Annotated in this window: 15 protein-coding genes; 7 read left to right on the top strand and 8 right to left on the bottom strand. The window is 74.7% G+C overall.

Features of this window, described 5'->3' with window-relative positions:
• The first annotated feature begins 292 nt into the window (after positions 1-292).
• The 3 genes from FGE12_RS23680 to FGE12_RS23690 all read left to right on the top strand — a co-directional run bounded on the left by FGE12_RS23680 (position 293) and on the right by FGE12_RS23690 (position 4,618).
• Positions 293-754, top strand: coding sequence for a hypothetical protein (locus tag FGE12_RS23680; protein ID WP_153868852.1), 462 nt, complete (start codon positions 293-295; stop codon positions 752-754).
• 58 nt (positions 755-812) lie between these two features.
• Positions 813-2,765 (top strand): AAA family ATPase, encoded by a 1,953-nt coding sequence (locus FGE12_RS23685; RefSeq protein ID WP_194798199.1) that lies wholly within the window; start codon positions 813-815, stop codon positions 2,763-2,765.
• Between the two features lie 158 nt (positions 2,766-2,923).
• Positions 2,924-4,618 carry a PQQ-binding-like beta-propeller repeat protein gene (locus FGE12_RS23690; protein WP_153868854.1) on the top strand — a complete coding sequence of 565 codons (1,695 nt, stop codon included), beginning with the start codon at positions 2,924-2,926 and terminating at the stop codon, positions 4,616-4,618.
• 77 nt (positions 4,619-4,695) lie between these two features.
• Here the strand turns inward: FGE12_RS23690 and FGE12_RS23695 are convergent, their stop codons facing one another.
• Positions 4,696-7,506, bottom strand: coding sequence for a pitrilysin family protein (locus FGE12_RS23695; RefSeq protein ID WP_228531034.1), 2,811 nt, complete (start codon positions 7,504-7,506; stop codon positions 4,696-4,698).
• Between the two features lie 116 nt (positions 7,507-7,622).
• Between FGE12_RS23695 and sppA the strand changes: the two genes are divergently transcribed.
• Complete coding sequence (gene sppA / locus FGE12_RS23700) at positions 7,623-9,416, top strand: signal peptide peptidase SppA (RefSeq protein ID WP_153868856.1); 1,794 nt, start codon at positions 7,623-7,625, stop codon at positions 9,414-9,416.
• A gap of 43 nt (positions 9,417-9,459) precedes the next feature.
• Here the strand turns inward: sppA and FGE12_RS23705 are convergent, their stop codons facing one another.
• The gene (locus FGE12_RS23705) at positions 9,460-10,620 is read right to left on the bottom strand and encodes a VWA domain-containing protein (protein ID WP_153868857.1); all 1,161 of its coding nucleotides are present in this window, start codon (positions 10,618-10,620) and stop codon (positions 9,460-9,462) included.
• A gap of 148 nt (positions 10,621-10,768) precedes the next feature.
• Entirely contained in the window at positions 10,769-11,380 is a 612-nt protein-coding gene (locus FGE12_RS23710) for a cysteine dioxygenase family protein (RefSeq protein ID WP_153868858.1), read from the bottom strand.
• A 247-nt stretch (positions 11,381-11,627) separates the two neighbouring features.
• Here FGE12_RS23710 and FGE12_RS23715 point away from each other — a divergent pair, with 247 nt between their 5' ends.
• Complete coding sequence (locus FGE12_RS23715; RefSeq protein ID WP_153868859.1) at positions 11,628-13,007, top strand: general secretion pathway protein GspE; 1,380 nt, start codon at positions 11,628-11,630, stop codon at positions 13,005-13,007.
• A 5-nt stretch (positions 13,008-13,012) separates the two neighbouring features.
• Here FGE12_RS23715 and FGE12_RS23720 read toward each other — a convergent pair whose 3' ends face one another.
• The gene (locus FGE12_RS23720) at positions 13,013-13,588 is read right to left on the bottom strand and encodes a Uma2 family endonuclease (protein WP_153868860.1); all 576 of its coding nucleotides are present in this window, start codon (positions 13,586-13,588) and stop codon (positions 13,013-13,015) included.
• 84 nt (positions 13,589-13,672) lie between these two features.
• Here FGE12_RS23720 and FGE12_RS23725 point away from each other — a divergent pair, with 84 nt between their 5' ends.
• Complete coding sequence (locus tag FGE12_RS23725; protein ID WP_153868861.1) at positions 13,673-13,855, top strand: hypothetical protein; 183 nt, start codon at positions 13,673-13,675, stop codon at positions 13,853-13,855.
• Positions 13,843-14,343: a hypothetical protein gene (locus FGE12_RS23730; protein WP_153868862.1), complete on the top strand. Its 501-nt coding sequence runs from the start codon at positions 13,843-13,845 to the stop codon at positions 14,341-14,343. The genes FGE12_RS23725 and FGE12_RS23730 overlap by 13 nt, the downstream gene beginning before the upstream one ends.
• A gap of 153 nt (positions 14,344-14,496) precedes the next feature.
• Here the strand turns inward: FGE12_RS23730 and FGE12_RS23735 are convergent, their stop codons facing one another.
• The 4 genes from FGE12_RS23735 to yidC are packed head-to-tail and all read right to left on the bottom strand — an operon-like array spanning position 14,497 to position 18,702.
• Positions 14,497-15,828: a tRNA modification GTPase gene (locus tag FGE12_RS23735; RefSeq protein ID WP_153868863.1), complete on the bottom strand. Its 1,332-nt coding sequence runs from the start codon at positions 15,826-15,828 to the stop codon at positions 14,497-14,499.
• 55 nt (positions 15,829-15,883) lie between these two features.
• A complete protein-coding gene (locus tag FGE12_RS23740; protein WP_153868864.1) occupies positions 15,884-16,117 on the bottom strand; it encodes a hypothetical protein in 234 nt (77 codons plus the stop codon).
• 12 nt (positions 16,118-16,129) lie between these two features.
• Positions 16,130-16,927 (bottom strand): hypothetical protein, encoded by a 798-nt coding sequence (locus FGE12_RS23745; protein ID WP_153868865.1) that lies wholly within the window; start codon positions 16,925-16,927, stop codon positions 16,130-16,132.
• Positions 16,924-18,702 (bottom strand): membrane protein insertase YidC, encoded by a 1,779-nt coding sequence (gene yidC / locus FGE12_RS23750; RefSeq protein WP_153868866.1) that lies wholly within the window; start codon positions 18,700-18,702, stop codon positions 16,924-16,926. The genes FGE12_RS23745 and yidC overlap by 4 nt, the downstream gene beginning before the upstream one ends.
• Positions 18,703-18,749 lie beyond the last annotated feature (47 nt).

Below are 18,749 nucleotides of genomic sequence, written 5' to 3' on the forward strand. Positions count from 1 at the left end.
CGGGCGCTGCGTGCGCTGGTGCACGTCCGGCCGCAGGGTGCAGCGCTCGACCCCCCGGGCGACTCGGACGAAGGTGCAGCGGGCCGGCGCACCCGCCCCCTCGCGCAACGCACGGAGCGCCGCCCCCCTTCCGCCCGCCCCGCACCGGCTGTCCGTGGGCAACCCCCGCTCCGGCTGCGGCGAGCGCCGCCGCCCGCCTCCGTGCGAGTCTGGGCTCCCCAGCGAGGCACTCCGGGAGGGAAGGCTGACCGCTCCAGCGACAGGACGCGCCCCCGGGCTGCGGCAGCGGCTGGTGCTCTTCGTCGGCTACGGGCTCTTCCTTCCGGGCTCGGCGCACTGGCGGGCAGACCTGCCGGGCGTGGGCCTGATCCTCTCGGCAGGCCAGTGCCTCGGCGTGTACCTGGTGGACCGCGGCCACCGGACGGCCCGCGTCGCGCTCGTGGCCGTGCTCACCCTCTGGGCGCTGGACCTGCTGGGCGGCGTGCACGCGGTGTGGCGCCACAACCAGGGCGAGGACGTGCGGCGCTTCAACCGGCCCGGCCGCGGCGCGCTCATCCTGGGCCTCTCCGTGCTGCTGGGCCTCGCCCTGCACCCGCTCGTGCCCCCCATCGCCCCCGCCGAGGTGCGCGAGCGGCTCGCGGCGCTCGCGCTGCAGCTGGCGACCCGCCACTCGGCCGAGGACGCCTGCGACCCGCGCCGCGAGAAGTGCCTCACCCCCCCGGCTCCCGTCTGGCAGGACGATGGGCGCTGGTAGCGCTCCGCGCCCCGGTGGCCGTGCCCCGCCCACCCCGGCTGTGGTACCAGGGTGCACTGTGAGCTCATCGGGCGAAGGGGCGGCGCCGCGCTGGCGGCTGGAGTTGCTCGGAGGCGCTGCGCTGCAGGGCGTGGCCGCGGGGGGCGCGGAGGCCGTGCGCCTGCCGCTGGACCTGCGCCCCGCGGCGCTGCTCGCGCTGCTCACCCTGGAGGGGCCGCAGCCGCGCGCCCGGCTCGCGAGCCTGCTCTGGCCCGCCTCCCCCGAGACCACCGCGCGCAACAACCTGCGCCAGCTGCTGCGGCGGCTGCGCCAGGCGGCGGGCGAGGAGCTGGTGGAGGACGTGGAGGGCCGGCTGCGGCTCTCCCCGCAGGTGGCGGTGGACGCCGCCGAGCTGGAGCTGCACGCCACCGCCGGGCGCTACGCGGACGTCGCGCGCCAGGAGGGCGAGCTCCTGTGGGGCCTCGACTACGACGCCCTGCCCGAGCTGGGCGACTGGGTGCACGCCCAGCGCGAGCACCTGCGCGGCGTGCGCGCCGGCGCCCTGGAGCAGGAGGCGGCGCGGCTCGAGCGCGCGGGGGCGCTGCACCCGGCGCTCGAGTGGAACGCGCGCCTGCTGGAGCTCGCCCCGGCGCAGGAGGCGGCGCACCGGCGCAGCATGCGCCTGCACGCGGCGCTGGGCGACCGCGCCGCCGCGCTGCGCGCCTTCGACCGCTGCCGCCTCGCGCTGCAGCGCGAGCTGGACCTGGAGCCCTCCGAGGAGACGCGGGCGCTCGCGCGCGACATCGAGCGCGGCCGCGCCGGGCGCAGCGACCCGGGCGCCCCGGCCGCCGCCCCCGCGGCCCCCCGCGCGGCCCTGCTGCCCACCGCCATCCTCCGCCCGCCGGTGCTCGCAGGGCGCGCGCGGGTGTGGGCGCAGCTCAACGCCGCGTGGGAGGCGCGCCAGTCCGTCTTCCTCTACGGCGAGCCGGGCTCGGGCAAGACGCGCCTGCTCACCGAGTTCCTCGCCTCCCGCGGCGAGGACACGCTGCTCGTCCCCGGCCGCCCCGGCGACGCGCTGGTGCCCTACTCCACCTCCGTGCGCCTGTGGCGAAAGCTGCTCGCGCGCAGGCCCGGGGCGGCCCTTCCCTCGTGGGCGCGCCGCGAGCTCGCGCAGCTGGTGCCCGAGCTGAGCGAGGAGGTGCCCTCGCGCGGCGGCGAGACGGACAAGGCGCGCCTCTTCGAGAGCCTGGTGGAGCTGATGCGCCACACGGCGGACGGGCTCGGCGCCATCGTCACGGACGACCTGCAGTACATCGACACCAGCAGCATGGAGACCGCGGGCTACCTGCTCGCGCGCCAGGCAGAGGGGATGGAGCTGCCGCGCTTCATGACCGGCATCCGCTCGCACGAGCTCGCCCCGGAGATGGAGGCGCAGGTGCAGCGCCTGGTGGACGCGGGGCTCGCGGTGCGCCTGCACGTGGAGCCGCTCACGGCCGAGGAGGTCGTGGAGATGGTGCGCGGCCTCGGCCCCGCGTTCGGGGACGCGGACGCGCTCGCGCCGCTGCTCACGCGCCACACCGGCGGAAATCCCCTCTTCGTGGTGGAGACGCTCAAGAGCCTCATGGAGAGCGGGGAGCTCTCCGCGCGGCTCCCGGAGCGCCTGCCGCTCAGCAGCCGGGTGGAGCCGGTGCTCAGCCGCCGCCTCAAGCGCCTCAGCCTTCCGGCGCTGCAGCTCGCGCGGCTGGTGGCGGTGGCGAAGGACGACTTCAGCCCGGAGCTCGCCGAGGAGGTGCTCGGCGTGGCCCCGCTGGACGTGGCGGGCTACTGGCAGGAGCTGCTGGACGGGCAGTTCATGCGCGAGCGCTGGTTCACGCACGACCTGCTCTACGAGGCCGTGCTGCGCGAGATGCCCGCGCCCGTGCGCCGCTGGTTCCACCGCCGCGTCGCCGAGGCCCTGGAGGCCCGCGCCCTGCCGCCTTCCCGCATCGCGCCGCACTGGCACGAGGCCGGCGAGGTGGAGCGCGCCCACTGAGCGACCCCCGCCGTACACCACCGCCCACCCGCCCCTGAGCGCCTGCGCACTGGCGGACGTCCGGGCCGCGGCCCCCTTCCCCGAGCCTCCCCGCGTTCCTACCTCGGGCGCTGGCGGGGCAGGGTGGGGAGGGGGAGGCGATGGCGGGGAGCAGGGGAGTGCACGCGCTGGGTGCGCTGCTGGCGCTGGGGCTGCTCGCGGCGGGCTGCGGGGGGACGGAGGGGGGCGGGGGGCTCGCCACGACGCGGCTGCAGGCGAGCGCCGCGGCCCTGCGCTTCGAGCCGGCCTTCGTGGGGCAGCGGCGCGAGGGCATGGTGCGGGTGCTCAACGCGGGAGAGCGCCCACTGCGGGTGACCTTCCGCTCCGACTCCCCGGCCTTCACGGCGCCCGAGCCCCTGGAGCTGCCGTCGCTCGGCTACCGCGAGGTGCAGGTGCAGTTCGCGCCGGAGGCGGTAGGGCTCTTCGCGGGGCGGCTGCGCGTGGAGGGCGAGGGCGGCGAGGCCGTGGAGGTGGAGCTCGAGGGGCGCGCAGCCCCGGCGCCCCGCTGCGAGGCGCTGGGCCCCTGCCGCACGGCGCACCTGGATGTGGAGGCGGGCGTGTGCACGCACGCGCTGGCGCCGGACGGAACGGCGTGCGGGGCGAACGCGTGCGCGGGGGTCTGCGCGGCGGGCACCTGCGTGACGGACAGCGGCGAGCTGAGCGCTGCGTGGCGCTACGCGCAGCCAGAGGGCAAGAAGCTGAACTTCCCCGGGCTCGTGGACGCCGAGGGCAACGTGTACTGGTTCGAGTACGTGCGCCTCAGCGCGGGCGCGGACTGCGAGCTGGTGTCGGCGAGCCGGCAGGGGCTGCCGCGCTACCGGGTGGCGCTGGGCAAGGGCGACTGCGCGAGCACCGCACAGGGCACGCTGCTGGTGTCCGGTGACGACGTGGTGCTCGGCGTAAACGGTCCGCCAGAGTGGCGCAGGCGGGAGGACGGCAGCCTGCGCTGGCGCCCGGAGCTGGCGGATACGCTGGGGTTTGCCCTCGGGGTCCCGGGCAGCGCGCTGCAGGGCACGGCGGTGTGGGGGCTCGCGGCGCGCAGCAACGGGGACGTCTACGCCCTGGTGCACACCGCGACCCAGCAAGCCCCCGCCTCACTGCTGCTGCGGCTGCAGCCCGCGCAGCGCGCGGTGCACGTGCTGACGCGCTTCGAGCAGGGCTACGCCCCCACCCGCCTGCTGCTGGACGAGGGGGGCTGGGTGTACGTGGGAGACGAGGCGCTGCACGAGCTGCGCGCGCTGGATGCGCAGGGCAACCTGCGCTGGCGCGCCCCGCAGGTGGGCACCCCCCGCGCGGCGTGGGGCGTGCGGGTGTGGACCGACGGGGGCCAGGTGCTGGACGCGCAGACGGGCGCGCTGCTCTATGGCAGTCGCGGAGCGGCCTGGATGCCCAGCCCGGTGGGCGGCGATGCGCTGGCCTTCGCCTGGACGAACGCGACGGAGGGCCGCACGCAGCTCTCGGCGCTGGACGTGCGCACGGGGCTGCCCCGCTGGAGCGTGGTGACGCCGCAGCCGAGCCGCGCGCTGTACACCGCGCGCGGCAGCGTGCTCCTGCCCGTGCGCCCGGGCGACGGCAGGAGTGAGCTGCGGGAGGTGTCGGCGGAGGGGCAGACGCTGCAGGCGCCCGCACTGTGTGAGCAGGAGACGGTGCAGGGGGACTGGGCGCTGCACGCGGGGCGCGTCTTCGCGCTCGCCACCGCGCCCGGCGGCACGCCGCAGGTGCGCGCCTACGACCTGCCGCAGCGGGTGGAGCCCGCCGAGCGCGGCTGGGCGGTGGAGCGGGGCACGGTCACCCGCGCGAGCACCGCGCGCTGACCGCCTGGAGCTTCACCCAGCGGAAGCTCGCGAGCGAAGCCGTCCCCTCTCCCCCTGGGAGAGGGACCTGCGCCGCGCTACTTCCGCCCCGCCGCCGGCACCGGCGTCCCCTCGGCGCTGCGCGCCTTGGCCCCGGCAAAGTCCCCCGCCCGCACGACGGTGAGCTTCGCGGGGTCGATGTGCCGGCGCAGCGCCTCCTGCACGTCCTTGGGGGTGAGCTGCGCGATCCTCCGCTCCAGCTCCGCGTCCCACTGCAGCGTGCGTCCGAGGAACAGGTAGCCGCTCAGCTGGCGCGCGAGCCCTGCGTCCTGGGCGCGGCCCGACTGGCGGTACTCGAGCAGCCCCGCGCGCCCCTTCTCCAGCTCCTCCTTCGTGAAGCCCGCGTCGAGCACGCGCTGCAGCTCCTCGCGCACGGCGGTCTCCAGGCGCTGGGCGTTCTCGGGGGCGTAGATGGCGTTGGTGAAGAAGGCGCCCACGGGGTCCAGCGCGCTCGCGGTCAGGGAGCTGCTCACCCCGTAGCTCAGGCCCTCCTTCTGGCGCACGCGGGTGGCGAGGCGCGAGTTGAGGAAGCCGCCGCCGAGCAGGAAGTTGCCCAGCACGAGCGCGGGGTAGTCCGGGTCGTCGTCGCGCAGGCGCAGGTTCTGGCCCGCGAGGAACACGGCGTTCGCCTTGTCCGGCGTCTCCAGCACCTTCGTCTGCGCGGGCACGTCCTTGAACTCGCCGGGCACGCGCACGTAGGGACGCGGGCTCTTCCAGCGGCCGAAGAGCTCGCCGGCGAGCTGCGCGAGCGCCTTCTCGTCGAAGTCGCCCACGGCGGCGAGCTCGGCGTGGTCCGCGCCGTAGAACTCCTTGTAGAAGGCGCGCGCCTCGGCGAGCGGGGTGCGCTGCAGGTTGTCGATGTTCTCCTGCAGGGTGGGCACGTAGAAGGGGTGGCCCTTGGGGTAGGGCAGCAGGGTGCGGCGGTAGGCGGTGTAGCCCTGCGCATCCGGCTCCGAGCGCTGGGACTCGGCGGAGGCGAGCCAGGCCTGCTGCAGCTCGCCGAACTCCTTGGGGTCGAAGGCGGGCTGCTGCAGCACCTCGGCCACCAGGCGCAGCACGGCGGGGAGGTTCTCGCGGGTGGTCTCGATGAAGGCGCTCGCGCCGAGCGCGCCGCCGCCCACGCCCACGCGCGCCTTGAGCTTGTCGAAGAGATCCTTGAGCTCCTGGCGGCTGTGCTTCTGCGTGCCGCGCATGAGCATGGCACCGGCGTAGTCGGCCGCGTCGCTCTTGCCCTTCACCGCCTCCAGGGTGCCGAAGTGCAGGGACAGCTGCACGTTCACCATCTGGCCGCGCGTCCTCTTGCTGAGCAGCGCGAGCTTGAGCCCGCCGGGCAGCTGCGAGCGCTTCACGCGCGCCTCCACGCTCGCGGGGCTGGGATCGAAGGCCTCGCCCTGCGCGACCTCGGCGCGGCCCTTGTAGCCCTCGAGCATCTTCGCCACGTCCACGTGCGGGGGCTGCGGCGCGCGGTCGGGCTTCGGCGTGGGCACGAACTCGCCCAGGGTGCGGTTGCTCTGCTTCAGGTAGTCCTGCGCCACGCGCGTCACGTCCTCGGGCTTCACGGCCTCGATGCGGTCGCGGTGCAGGAAGAGCATGCGCCAGTCGCCGATCGCCGCCCACTCGGACATGAGGATGGCGGCGCGCTCGGAGTTGTTGAGCGTGAGCTCGATGCCCTTGAGCAGCGTGGTCTTCGCACGCGAGACCTCCTCGGCGGTGAAGGGCGCCTTCGCCGCGCCCTCCACGGTCTCGAGCAGCGCCGCGCGCGCGGGGGCGAGCGGGGCGCCCGCGCGCAGCTCCGCGCTGAAGGCGAGCACGCCGGGGTCCTGCAGCTGGTAGTTGAAGGCGCCCGCGCTCGCCGCCTTCTTCGTCTCCACCAGCGCCTTGTAGAGGCGGCCGCTGGGCGCCGAGCCCATGATCTCCGTGAGCACGTCGATGGCGGCGAAGTCCGGGTGGGCGCCCTCGGGCACGTGGTAGACGGCGCCCACGAGCCCCACCTCGCCCACGCGCCGCAGGGTCACCTCGCGCTCGCCGTCCTGCACCGGCTCCTCGGTGTAGCTGTGGGGCAGGGCGCGCTTGGGGCGGGGCAGCTTGCCGAAGGTGGCCTGCGCGAGCTCGAGCGCGCGCTGCGGCTCGAAGCGCCCGGCCACCACGAGCATCGCGTTGTCCGGCTGGTAGTAGGTCCGGTAGAAGGCCTGCAGCCGCTCGATGGGCACGTGCTCCAGGTCCGCGCGCGCGCCGATCGTGCTCTTGCCGTAGTTGTGCCAGAGGAAGGCGCTGCTCATCATCCGCTCGAAGAGCACGCCGTGCGGGTCGTTCTCGCCGCGCTCCAGCTCGTTGCGCACCACGGTCATCTCGCTCGCGAGGTCGGAGGCGCGCACGAAGCTGTTCACCATCCGGTCCGCTTCGAACCCGAGCGCCCACTGGAGGTTGGCCTCGGAGGCGGGCAGGGTCTCGAAGTAGTTGGTGCGGTCCAGCCAGGTGGTGCCGTTGGGGCGCGCGCCGCGCTCGGTGAGCGCCTGGGGCACGTCGGGCGTGGTGGGCGTGCCCTTGAAGAGCAGGTGCTCGAGCAGGTGCGCCATGCCCGTCTCGCCGTAGCCCTCGTGCTTGCTGCCCACGAAGTAGGTCACGTTCACCGTGACGGTGGCCTTGGTGGGGTCGGGAAAGAGCAGCACGCGCATCCCGTTCGCGAGCCGGTACTCGCGGATGCCCTCCACGCTGGCCACGGGCGCGGGCAGCGCCGGGGCCGCAGCGGCGGGGGGCGGCGCGGCGGAGGCGGCGGGCGCCGGGGCAGGGCCGGCTGCCTGGCTGCTGAAGGCGACGAGGAGGAGGGCGAGCGCGAGGCGGGTGAGCATCGTAGAGCTTCTAACCCACCGCCCCGCAGCCCACATCCCGGATGGCGGCTCTCGCTTGCGTGTGCGGGCGCGAGCGGTCAGCGTGGAGGTCTTCTCTGGAAGGAGTCCACCCCCCCATGAAGCGCTTCCTCATCGGCCTGCTCGCCGCCATCGGCGTGCTCAGCCTGCTCCTCTTCTTCGGCCTGATCGCGCTGGTGTTCGTGGGCGCCTCGCGCAAGCCCACGGTGCCCTCGGCCACGGTGCTCGAGCTGCAGATCGAAGCGCCCCTGCCGGAGAGCGCGCCGGAGGGGGACCTGGCCTCCGCGTTCGGCGGGAGCAAGACCACGGTGCGCGACGTGGTGGACGCACTGGAGAAGGGCGCGAAGGACGGGCGGGTGAAGGCGCTGGTGGTGCGCATCAGCGGCAGCCCGGGCTCCTTCGCGGCGGTGCAGGAGCTGCGCGACGCGGTGAAGGCCTTCCGCAAGAGCGGCAAGAAGGCGGTGGCGTACGCGGACACCTTCGGGGAGTTCAGCGGCGCGAACGGCGCGTACTACCTGGCGAGCGCCTTCGACGAGGTCTACGTGCAGCAGAGCGGGGACATCGGGCTGGTGGGGCTCTCGCAGGAGACGCCCTTCGCGCGCGAGGCCTTCGACAAGCTCGGCATCCAGCCGCAGATCTCCAAGCGCTACGAGTACAAGAACGCGCCCAACACCTACACGGAGAAGGGCTACACGGCGCCGCACCGCGAGGCGACGGAGAAGTACCTGGGCAGCCTGCAGGGACAGATGCTCCGGGGCATCGCCGAGGACCGCAAGCTCACGGTGGAGGGCGTGCAGGCGCTGGTGGACCGCGCGCCCCTGATGGCGAGCGAGGCACTGCAGGCGAAGCTGGTGGACGGGCTCGCGTACCGCGACGAGGTGATCGAGAAGGTGAAGAAGGCGGCGGGCCACGACGCGGAGCTGCTCTACCTGAGCAAGTACCTCAAGCGCGCGGGGCGCCCGCACGAGTCGGGCCGCGACAAGGTGGCGCTGGTGTACGGGGTGGGCGGGGTGGAGCGCGGCAAGAGCCACGGCAACCCGCTCTCCGGTGACGGCAGCATGGGCGCGGACACGGTGGCCGGGGCGCTGCGCAAGGCGATCGAGGACGACGCGGTGAAGGCGATCGTGTTCCGGGTGGACAGCCCGGGCGGCTCCTACGTGGCGAGCGACACCATCCGCCGCGAGGTGCAGCGCGCGAAGGAGGCGGGCAAGCCGGTCATCGTGAGCATGGGCGGCCTCGCGGCGAGCGGCGGCTACCTGGTGTCCATGGACGCGACCCGCATCGTGGCGCAGCCGGGCACGCTCACCGGGAGCATCGGCGTGTTCGGCGGCAAGTTCGTGACGGCCGGGCTGTGGGAGAAGCTGGGCGTGAACTGGGACACCATCGCGCTGGGGAAGATGGCCACGCTGACCAGCTCGGACGCGCCGTACACGCCCGAGCAGCAGGCGCGCATCGAGGCGATGATGGACCGCATCTACCTGGACTTCACCACGCGCGCGGCCGCCGGGCGCAAGCTGCCGCTCGAGAAGCTGCAGGCGATTGCCCGCGGGCGCGTGTGGACGGGCGAGGACGCGAAGGCGCTGGGCCTGGTGGACGCGCTGGGCGGCCTGCCCACCGCGCTGAAGCTCGCCAAGGAGGAGGCGAAGCTGGCCGCGGACAAGGAGGTCCGCGTGGAGCTGTTCCCGCGCACCAAGAGCCCGGGCGAGCTGATCGCCGAGCTGCTCGGCGGCGGCCAGGAGGACAACAGCGACGAGGAGGTGGGCGAGGCGAGCGTCTCGCTCCAGCCGCTGCGCCAGAGCGCGCGCACCCTCTCGCGCCTCGCGCAGCAGCTGGGCGTGGGCACGCAGCAGGAGCAGCACGTGCTCGCGCCCATTGCGGACCCGATGAACTAGGGCCGCTGCGTCCTCCCTCTCCCACGGGGAGAGGGAGGACGCCCTAGAACGCGTAGCCCTCTTCCGCAGCCTCGGCCTTCGCGCTCTGGAGCACGGCGCTGTCGAGCGTGGCGGCGCCGGCCGCGGCGCTCTTCTTCTCCTCCGCGGCGAGGAAGGCCTGGCGCTCGGCGGCGAGCTTCGCGATGCGCTGCTGCAGCTGCTCGCGCTCCTTCGACTTCTTCTCCACGTACGCCTCGCGCTCGGGCTCCGAGAGCGCGCGCAGCTCCGCGGGCAGCTGTGCAACGGGCGCTGCCGCCGCGACCGACTCTCCCTTGCGCTTGCGGTCCACCAGGTCCCAGCTCGAGTTGTCGTACGCGCCCGAGGCCTTGCTCACCGCGCGCTCGGCCGCGGCGCTCGGAGACGCGCTCTTCGCGTTCGCATCCTGCATGCCCTGGCGCGCTGCGGCCGCCGGCGCCTGCGCGCCGTAGCCCACGTAGGTGCGGTTGAGCGCCTCACCCAGCTGGGCAATCTCCGCGTCCTGCGGCGCCGCCACCTGCGCCACCGCGCGCGTGTGGTCGAAGGCGAGGTAGCGCCCGCCACCCGCGAGCGCCGCCTCCTTCCAGCCCGTGCGCGCGCCCTCGTCCGCGTCTCCGCAGTGCAGCGTGTTCACGCGCACCCCGTGCTCCTTCGCCGCCGCCACCGCCGTCTTCCATGCCACGGGCCCCTGGCTGAAGGGCTCGTTGCCCGCGATGTAGAGCAGCTTCAGGTCGCCCTTGCGCGTGCTCCACGCGAGCTGCTGCGTCGCGCGCTGGATGACCTGGCCGCAGTACTCGCTGCCGCCGTTCGTGGTGAGCCCGAAGAGCGCCTCGGACACGCGGTCCAGGTCGCGCGTGAAGGGCAGCACCTGGCGGATGTAGCCCCCCTCCGCGCTGAGCGAGTCGTTGCCGTACTCGTAGAGCGCGATCTCCAGCGTGGGCCGCACGCCCTCGCGCCGCGCGTGGGCGAAGGTATTGACCACCTTCCACAGCTGCTCGCGCGCCTGGTGGATGAGCCCGTCCATGCTGCCGGAGGTGTCCAGCAGCAGGGCGATCTGCACCCGCGGCGCCGCGGCCGCGGCCTCCGGGGAAGGCTCTCCCACGCGCACCGGAGGCGTGGGCGCAGCGGCGAGCGCGGGAGCGGCGAGGAACACCAGGGCAGAGAGCAGGGCAGGGCGGACGCGGGACATGGCTTTCCTCTCTTCCGCCGGAGGCGCGCACGGGGGCGCAGGCTCCGGCAGGAGGGCAGGGTGGGACGCAGCGACGGGGACGCGGGCCGGTGGCAGCAGGCCCAGCGAGGTGAACGCGCCGCGCGCGAAAAAGGTCTACGGCCGCGCGCTAGTGCCGCGCGTCCACACCCTGGGGCCGCTCGGGCAGCGGGCGCACCACGCGGCCGAACACGGAGTCGTAGCGCAGCTGGCGCAGGTGACAGCGCTGGCGCGCGAGGTCGAACACGAGGCAGCTGTCGATGGGCCGCGCGTAGACGTGGAGGCTCACCGCGGGGCCGTCCAGTGCGCGCACCCGGTGCACCGAGGCGCTCGGGGTGCGGTGGTCCACGTGGCCCACGCCCACCGGACCCACGCACTCGGGCGGACCCAGCCGCGCGTGCCCCGGCACCCGCCCGCCCGCGAGCAGCGGGAAGTTCTCCAGGAGGAAGGCGCCGGCCTGGATGGAGAACCAGCACTCCTGCCCCGCGTGCTCGTGCACGGGGCTCACCGCCCCGGCGTCCCAGCAGTTGAGCACCAGCTCGAAGGCGTCGTCCCGGTAGACGAGGTTGCGCGTGTAGTGCCCGGGGCGGAAGAAGAGGTAGGGCCCGAGGCTCTCGACCTCGATGCGCACGCCGGCGAGCTCCGAATCGAGCTCCGGTGCGGACACGGCCACCGTCCCCGCGTCCGGGGACGAGGGCTGCAGCCGGTCGCGCAGGCGCGCCAGCAGGGCTTCCAGGGTCATGCGCTCCACGGGGGCGAACGTGCGCACTGCGCCTACATCCCACCAGCGGAGAGTTGGACGGCCCAACAGTCGGACAGTACGTTTGAGGGCAAGCGGGAAGAATGAAGCAGAGTGTCCCACCGTCACGGACACGGGCGGTGGCGGTCCGGCTACCCTCCGGGCGAGCCTCGGGATCGGGAAATGCGAGCAGGTCCGGGCGGTTGCAGCGCGGTAGGCGTTCGGCAGGGCAGGAGAGCAGCGAGGGACGATGAAGCGGCGACTGGGTGACATCCTCGTGGCGCAGGGAGCGCTCGATCCGCTGCAGCTGCAGGCGGCGCTCGCGTACCAGCGCACGTGGGGGGTTCCCCTCGGTCAGGTGGTGGTGGACCAGCGCTTCTGCTCCGCCGGCCAGGTGCTGCAGGCGCTCGCCACCCAGACGGGGCTGCCCGCCGTGGACCTGGACGCACAGCCCCTGGACCCGGCGCTCGGGCGGCTCGTGCCGCTGAAGGTGGCCGAGGCCCACCGCGTCGTCCCGCTGCGCGTGGAGGGCCCGCGCGACACCGTGCTCGTGGTGGCCATCGCCGCCCCGGCCACCCTCACCTCGCTGGACGCGGTGAAGAGCGTGTCGGGCAAGGGGCGCGTGACGCCGCACCTCGCCACGGACGCCGCCATCCAGCGGGCCATCCAGCGCATCTTCCACCCCGAGGAGGCGGCTCCGGCGAGCGCCGTGCCGATGACGCCCATCAGCCTCCCCGAGGCCGAGGCGGACATGCCCTTCGAGGTGGAGTCCTGGGCCGCGACGGTGAACACCCCCGTGCACGGCATGGACGTGCGCGCGCTGCGCCAGCCCGGCACCCCCGGCGGCCCGCCCGCGGCGCGCCCCTCGGGGGTCACCCCCACGCCCTTCCGCCCACCCGCTCCGGCCCCTGCCGCCCCGCGCCCGGCCCCCGGCGCGACGCCGCTCCCCTTCCGCCCCGAGCCCGCCGCCCACCGCCCCGCGCCCGGCGCGACGCCGCTCCCCTTCCGCCCCGAGCAGGGCACAGCCGTCCGCCCACCCGCGGGCGCCACCCCGCCGCCCCTGCCCAGCGCACGCCGCCCCACCGGCTCCTTCCCGGCCGTGACGAGCGCTGGCGCCGCGCCGGCGCACGAGGGCGCTTCGGCGAACCGCGCCTCCGCCGCCCCACCCTCCGCCGCCGCGAGCCGCGCTCCGCTGGCGCACGAGCCCCCTGCATCCGCGGCGGCCCCGCCCGCCCCTGCGGCCCGCCCCAGCGGGGTCCATGCCGCGGTCCCCTCGGTCGCGCCCACCGGCGTGCGCGTCCTCTTCTACGGCTGGGGCACCGAGGCGACGGCGGGGCTGCTGCGCGCGCTCGCGGCCGAGGGCCTGCCGATGCAGGTGGCGAGCACCGCGGACGTGCTCGCCGCGGACGCGCGCACCGTCGTCATCGCCCCGCTGCCGGCGATGGAGGGTGTGGGCCAGCGCGTGCGCGCCCAGCTCATCGTGGCGGGCAAGGCACCCGAGGTGGACCTCGTGCGCGCCCAGGCGCTCGGGGCGAAGGGCTTCCTCGCCGCGCCGCTCGATGCGGACCTGCTGCTGCGCGCGGTGCGCCGGCTGCGCAAGGCGCTCGAGGAAGAGGCCGCGAAGGGCTGAGAGGCCTAGCCCTCCTGCGGGAGCCAGAGCACCGCGAGCTCGAGGGGCACGGCGTCGAAGGGCTCGGGCCGGCACACCTCGTCGCGTCCGAACACGCCGCGCAGCACCCAACCCTCGGGCGAGTGGCGGAACACCTCCAGCGAGCGCTCGAGCGGATCGATGAGCCACGCGTGCGCGACACCCTCGCGCGCATAGGCCGTGAGTTTGCGCCCGCGGTCGTGCAGCGCGATGGAGGGCGAGAGCACCTCGCACACCCAGTCGGGCGCGAGCGTGACGAAGGGCTCGCTCGGCGCAGGCGGCTTCACCATCCGGTCGCGCCGCCAGCCCGCGAGGTCGGGCACGAGGATGTCGCGGCCCAGGTGCAGCTCGGGCTCGTCCAGGATCCACCAGCCGCCGGGGCCGTTGCGCCCGCGGTCGAAGGGCCCGCTCAACTCCCCGCCCAACATGGACGCGACGCGCGCGTGCCCGAACGCCGGGCGCGGCGTGGCGAACAGCCCGTCCTCGACGATCTCTCCCACCCAGCCGACGGGCAGCGCCTCGATGTCCGCGTACGTCGCCGGCTTCTTCGTCTTCACGTCCATGCGTCACCACCCCCTGCTGCAACCCCGCAGCGCCCGCCGTACAGTCCCGCGCACCAGTGTAGCGAAGCGGCTGACGGAGACCTCGTGACCCCCTTCTTCGAGAAGAGCAGCGATCGGGTGGGTCTTGCTGCGGCGGAGCCGGAGTGGCTGCTCGTCGCAGCGGCGGTGCTCGGTGCAGTGGCACTCATGGGGGTCGTCGTATGGCTGCGCAGGCCGCGGGCGGCGCTCACGTCCCTCTTCCACGGGGAAGACGCATGCGGCGACTGATCTTCCTGTTACCGCTGTGCGCCTGCGCAGCCGCGCCCGTGCGTTTCACGCCGGAGGCCTGCCTCGACCCAGAGCCCAGCGCGCAGGAGAAGGCCGTGTACGCGGTCGCGCTCCCGCTCCTCTACCGGGGCGTGCCGCTGCACCTCGAGCCGCGCGTGCTGCCGCTCACGCACCGCCTCTCCGTCTCCACGGAGGATGCGCCCCCACCTCCGCCCGCGCCCCACACGCAGCGCGCCGCATGCCTCGCCAGCCTCCCCGCGATGCCCGCGCTCGCGCCCGCGAGCTCCAGTGCAGCACCCGTCCGCCTCAGCCTGTCGCGCGTGCAGTTCAGCGAGGACCAGCGCCGCGCCGAGCTCACCGTGTCCCTGAGCTGCGCGGACGCGACCGCGCTCGCCTTCCCCCAGCCGCTGGTGCTCGAGCTGCGCGAGGGCCGGTGGGTGGACGCGTACGGGCTCGCTCCGCGCATCGAGCCGGAGCCCTGCCGCTGAGGCGGTGCGCGCCGCGCAGCCCAGCGCGCGCGTGCAGCGAAGCAGCTGACAGGACCGCAGGCTGCGCTCACGTCCCTCACCCCGCCCTTCTCCCAGGGGGAGAGGGAGGACGCATCGGGCAGCGCGCGCGACGCCTGCCGCTCATCGACCGCGCTACTTGCCGATGCAGAAGCGGGCGAAGAGGGTGTCGAGCAGCGCCTCGGAGACGTTCGTGCCCGAGACCTCGCCGAGCGCCTCGAGCGCGAGGCCGACCTCACCCGAGACCACCTCGAGGGGCGCGAGCGCGGCGGCCTCCTCGGCGCGCGCGAGCGCCTCGCTGCAGCGCCGCAGCGCATCCGCGTGCCGCTCCGAGGCGAGCAGCACCGCGCCCGGCATGCCCCCGCCCCACAGCCGCGCGAGCACCTCCCCGCGCAGCCGCTCCACGCCCTCACCCGTGAGCCCACTCACGCGCAACGTCCCCTCTCCATCCGCGTGAGGAGGCCGCCAGGCCGTGTCCGCCTTCCCGTACACCACGAGCACCCCATCCGCCGCCTCCGCGCGCCACGCCTCGGCCTCGCGCGCGCTCACGCCCGGGGGCAGCACGAGCACGGCGAGGTCCGCACCGCGCAACGCCTCGCGGGTGCGCGCGATGCCCAGGGCCTCGAGGCGACCGGGCTCCTCGCGCAGGCCCGCGGTGTCCAGCAGGGTGAGCCCGAGCCCCTCCCACTCCACGCGCGCCTCGAGCACGTCGCGCGTCGTGCCGGGCTCTGCATCCACGAGCGCGCGCTCCTCGCCGAGCAGGCGGTTGAACAGCGTGCTCTTGCCCGCATTCACCGGCCCGTAGAGCACCACGCGCGCCCCGCGGCGCACGAGCCGCCCACGCGCGAGCTCCGCCCCCAGCGCGCGCGCCTGCGCAGCGAGCGCCGCCACGCGCTCGGCCGCACCCGCCTCCGCGCCCTCCGCCTCGTCCGGGAAGTCGAGCGCGCCTTCCAGATCCGCGTGCAGCGCGCGCAGCGGCTCCTCGAGCGCGCGCACCCGCGAGGACAGCGCCCCGGCGAGCCCCGCGGCGGCCGCGCGCACCGCCGCCTCCGAGTCCGCCTCCACCAGGTCCGCCACGGCCTCGGCGCGCGCGAGATCCAGCCGCCCGCTCGCGAGCGCGCGCCGGGTGAACTCGCCGGGCCCCGCGGGGCGCACGCGCGGATCCTCGAGCGCCCGCGCGAGCAGCATGCGCAAGAGGCGCGGGCTGCCATGCGCGTGCAGCTCCACCACGTCCTCACCGGTGAAGGAGCGCGGTGCCTGGAAGTAGAGGAACAGCCCCTCGTCGAGTCGCTGCCCGCCCGCGTCCACGAAGGCCGAGAGGTACGCGTGGCGCGGGGCAGGGGACTGCGGGACCTGCGGCGCGAGCCTGCGGCCCACCTCCAGCGCCGCGGGGCCGCTCAGGCGCAGGATGCCCACCGCGCCGGGCACGGGGGGCGTGGCGAGCGCGGCGAGGGTCATGGGTTGCATGGCTTCGCTCACGTCCCTCACCCCGACCCTCTCCCAGAGGGAGAGGGAGGACACGCTAGCGCGAGGCGGGCGGGGGCGGCGGGTTGGAGCCGCGCGCGGCCTTCTCCACCGCGTCGCGGTGCTCGACGATGTACTGCTCGACGGCGGCGTCCTGCAGCTCGAGGTCGCGCAGCACGCCCGGGTACACCACCTGGAAGGCGGGAGAGTCCTCGTCGCCGCGCAGCCGGAAGCTCATCTTGAGCACCGCCGCGCCGAACAGCTTGTCCTTGAGACCCTTCGCCTTGCCCATGTGCCCCTGCCTCTAGTCCTCGAGGTCCTCGTCGTCGTCCACCGGCAGCGCACTGCTGCGGCGCGGGAGCGGCGCGGGCTTCTCCGGGGTGAACACCACCCGGCGGTTGCGGCCCTCGCCCTCGCACGCCACGCGCACGCCGGCCACGCCCTCCACACCCTTCAAGACGCGCGCGCGGTCCTCCGGATACATCGCCGCCAGGGCGTAGAAGCGCCCCAGGCCGCTGGACTTCTGGGCGAGCAGGCGCGCGGCAGCCTGCAGCGCGGCGTCCTCCGCCACCTCCAGGGTGCGCTCATCCTGCTCGCGCGGGCGGGCGGGGGCAGCGGCCGCCGCCGGCGCGGGCTTCTGCGCAGGCGCGGCGCCCTTCTGCGGCGCGGCGGGCTTCGCGGCGGCAGCGGCGGCGGGAGCGGCGGGCGTCCGGGCGGGCGCGGGCGCGGGCGCCGCGGCGGGGGCCTGGGCCGCGCGCGGCGGCTGGGCGGGGCGCGGCTCGGGGTGTGCGCCGCAGCCGAGCGCCACGTGGCGGCGCTCCTGCCCGGGACGCTGCAGCATCTTGTTGAGGAGGAACTGCAGCGCGTCCATCACCTGGCTGCGCTTGCCCACCTCGACGCCCGGGGGCGGCGCGCCCTCGAAGTGCAGCGCGACCGAGAGGCCGCCCGCCTCGGTGTCCTTCACGTCGAGGCTCGCGGGGCAGCCCATCATCCCGAGGATGTCCGCGAGCAGCCGCACGGTGCGCTCGCGTAGCTGCGCGAGCGCGGCGGCGGCGTCCGCCGGAGCAGGCGCTCCAGGCGCGGGAGGCAGGGGCGCGCTCACTTGCGCTTGCCTCCGGCGCTCACTGCGGTGGCCGGCTCGAGCGCGGGCGCGCGCCGGGCGATCCACCGCTTGAGGCCCCACTGCTGCACGATGGTGAGCAGGTTGTTGGTGAAGATGTAGAGCGAGAGGCCCGCGGGGTACTGCATCAGCGAGAAGGTGAAGACGATGGGGACCACCCAGGTCATGATCCGCGCCTGGGCCGCGTCCATCATCTGCGGCTGCAGCTTCTGGGTGATGATCATCGTCACGCCGAGCGCGAGCGGCAGCAGGTAGGTGGGGTCCTTGTAGGTGAGGTCGCGCCACACCGGGCCGACGAAGGGCTCCCAGTAGATGTCGAAGCTGTTGCGCAGGGCGGTGAAGAGCGCGATCCACACCGGCATCTGGATAAGCATCGGGAGGCAGCCGCCCAGGGGGTTCACCTTGCCCTCCTGGTAGAGCTTCATCATCTCCAGGTTCTGCCGCTCGCGGTCGCTCGCGTACTTCTTGCGGATCTCGTCCATGCGCGGCTGCAGCTTCTTCATCCCCTCCATGGCGACCATGGACTTGTGGGTGAGCGGCAGCAGCACGAGCTTCACCAGCACGGTGAGCAGGATGATGGCGACGCCCCAGTTGCCGGCGATGCCGTGGAAGAACTTGAGGATGATGAGCAGCAGGTTGGCGATGACCGCCCAGAGGCCCAGGTTGATGGTCTTCTCGAGCGGCGGGTGCACGCTGCCCGCGGCCCCGGCGACGCCCAGGCCCACGGCCTTGAGCAGGTCCGGGTCCTTGGGCCCGAGGTAGGCGCCGAAGGGCAGCTGCACCTCCTGGCCCGGTGCCACGCTGAGCGGGAAGGCCACCTCCACCGTGCGCTTGTCCGCCGTGGCGCTCAGCACGCAGCGCCCGTCGCGCGCGCCGCCGGTGGGGTAGAGCGCGGAGAGGAAGTACTGCTGGTTGATGCCGAAGTAGGCCACCTTGCCCACGCCGTCCGCGGGCTTGAACTCCTTGCCCGGGTGCAGGTCGTGCGCGTCGTCACCGACGAAGCAGGTGGGCAGGCTCTGGTTGCCCACGCCGCCGAAGAAGGAGGGGGCGTGCTCGAACTCCGGGTCGATGGCGCGGTTGTGGTGCATCACCAGCTCGCCCTGCTGCGGCTGCGCGGAGACGTTCTTCACCGTCACCACGTACGAGAGCTCGAAGCCCTCCTTCGGCCAGGTGAGGCGCTTGGTCAGCTCCCACGGCCCGCTGCGGCCGACGAAGGTCACGCCGTTGCCGCCCGCGTCCTCCTGCACCGCGTAGCGCGTCTGGGCGGGGAAGGGCTGGGCGCCGGTGATGGAGACGCTGAAGGGCAGGGGCTCGCCGGCGACCGGGTGGGCGAGGTTCATCTGCGGCGCGTCGATCTTGTGGGTGCCGAACAGCAGCCCGAAGCCCTCGCGCACGCTGGTGTTCTGCTGCTCGCGCATCTTGGGGCCCTCGAGCTCCGCGAAGGTGAGCCCCGCGCCCTCCGAGCTGAAGCGGTAGCGGGCGGTCTCGCGGGCGCGCTCCACCGTGCGCACCGGGGGCGCGTCGGCGGAGGGCGCGGCCACCTGGGCGCCCGTGCCCGGAGCGGGCACGGCGGCGGTCGCGGCCGGGGCGGCGGTGCCGGCATCGGCGGTGGCGGTGGCGCTCGTCGCGCCGGGCGTGGGCGCGGGCGGCTTGGGCCCGAACAGCTGCCAGGCGGCGATGACGGCGAAGGACAGCGCGAGCGCGGTCATCAGGCGCCGCTGCGACTCGTTGGACTGGGGGTTCAGCGGGTCGTTCATGGTCTCGGGTCTCGGGGGGCCTCCCGGCGCGGGCTGCGCGCGCGGGC

Origin of the sequence: Aggregicoccus sp. 17bor-14, from assembly GCF_009659535.1 — a bacterium.
Classification (GTDB): domain Bacteria; phylum Myxococcota; class Myxococcia; order Myxococcales; family Myxococcaceae; genus Aggregicoccus.